Annotated in this window: 1 protein-coding gene and 2 pseudogenes; 2 read left to right on the forward strand and 1 reads right to left on the reverse strand. The window is 51.3% G+C overall.

The features are described from left to right. Window positions 1–89: pseudogene (locus tag CFR71_RS15655) on the forward strand (IS5/IS1182 family transposase); the annotation flags it as partial. Window positions 90–653: 564 nt separating this feature from the next. Beyond that, window positions 654–1,139 carry a MucR family transcriptional regulator gene (locus CFR71_RS15665; RefSeq protein WP_110532232.1) on the forward strand — a complete coding sequence of 162 codons (486 nt, stop codon included), beginning with the start codon at window positions 654–656 and terminating at the stop codon, window positions 1,137–1,139. A gap of 389 nt (window positions 1,140–1,528) precedes the next feature. Here the strand turns inward: CFR71_RS15665 and CFR71_RS15670 are convergent. Further along, a pseudogene (locus tag CFR71_RS15670) lies at window positions 1,529–1,750 on the reverse strand (Fic family protein); the annotation flags it as partial.

A 1,750-nucleotide genomic window follows, 5' to 3' on the forward strand; every position in this document is an offset into this window, starting at 1 on the left:
TCGAGGCAACAATCTCGTCATCCCACGCGTGGTTGATGATTGCCCATATCCGCAGAGTTCTGCGAAAAATCAATCAAACCGCTTTCTGATTCAGGCTCTCAGATCTGACGCACGCTTTGGTCATTTGCGCAACGAAGTCGGCTGGGTATCGTTAGGCAGGCGGGGAGCAGCAGATAGCAGGCCAATGATGGATGATGTGTCTTTCCGGGGAGATCCTGATCCATTCGACTGCTGGTTGAAGAACGAATTGCGTGCCCGGTTCAATGATGTTGTGCGTGAACCGATCCCTGAAAGTCTGTCGCGCATTATTGGCGCGACTGAAGCTTCCAGACATGTGCACGCCTCAAGACCTTCCTGGACCGAGGAGGAACGTGTGTCTGAGTGCCCGGCTGACACCGGCTCCGGATGATTTCGTATTGCAGATATGGCGTCTTGATGCTGTGCGGGCAACAGGTAACAGGCTTGCGGTAGAAAGCAAGAAGTGTTGACGATCAGATAAAATACAGATGAGCAGGCACAGGATCCTATTGGATATCTGCTCAAGAGCATACCTGTTCTGCAATCTGCCAAATCCTCGAAAACGTCGAGGACTATTCCCAATAGCGGTGTTATATACAGGGCCACAGTTTTTTCGTCTGTTAAGGTGATGAACAATGCCCGAAGAACAACAAAGACAGCTGGTGCTGACCGTGGAAATCATAACCGCTTATGTATCGGGAAACAAAATATCGCCGGATGAACTTATCAGGCTGATTGGGGCTGTTTACAATTCATTGTCCGTCCCGACTACTTCGGGAGTAAAAGAACAGATACCTGCCGTTTCCATCAAGCGGTCCGTATTTCCGGATTATATCATATGCCTTGAAGATGGGAAAAAGCTGAAAATGCTTAAACGGCATCTGCAGGCATCCTATGGCATGACGCCTGAAGAATATCGGCGGAAATGGGGACTTCCGTCTCATTATCCTATGGTCGCTCCCAATTACACAGCACGCCGATCGGAACTTGCACGAGAGATTGGACTGGGGCGGGATATAACGTCCACTGCCACCAAATCTGGTGATGAGGGCACGACAGAGCCTGCATTGCCTGACAGGCCGCAAGGACGCCGCCGGGGTAGAAAGAAGGCCGCCCACTAAAAGGGGAACGCGCCGTCGGACTGGGCGGCGCGGCGATCTCCTGGCTCAGGAACGCGGCAATATACGAAGGCAGCGCTTCTTCGCTACGCCGTAGGGTGCCGACTGCGGCTGTTCCTGTTTGACCGGACCATGATCCAGTTCGGGGCGTTACGTCGATAAATCCGGACGAAAGATGCCTTTTATACAATCCAGATTGCGGATTGCGATCCTAAGCCCTTGCGTTATGCACCTTGTGGAAGAATTCAGTTCTCAGTGAAAATCCATAGGCGATGACTACAAAGTTGTGCTCTCACGAGGGCAGCCTGCCTTTTCAGCTCGGACAACCCTTTTTCAGATCCCATATCTGGTGACGGACAACTTTCTACTTATCACGGTCGGTCCACGCGCAATCATTCAGAGAATGAACGCCTCAGCGCCTCAGAGATGGCGTTCCAAAGCCTGAATTTTTCGATCATGGGATATTTTTTCTGAATCTTGCCGCTTGGTATGAAATGAGTGTCCCGTAATGACCGGATGATGCGGTCGGCATCCATATCCGGCATTTCAACAAGCTCCTTGAGTGCCTGCCGGGCATTATGGTGCGACCGGAGATATATGGCTTCCTCTTTCAT

Source organism: Novacetimonas pomaceti, assembly GCF_003207955.1.
In the GTDB taxonomy this organism is placed as follows: domain Bacteria; phylum Pseudomonadota; class Alphaproteobacteria; order Acetobacterales; family Acetobacteraceae; genus Novacetimonas; species Novacetimonas pomaceti.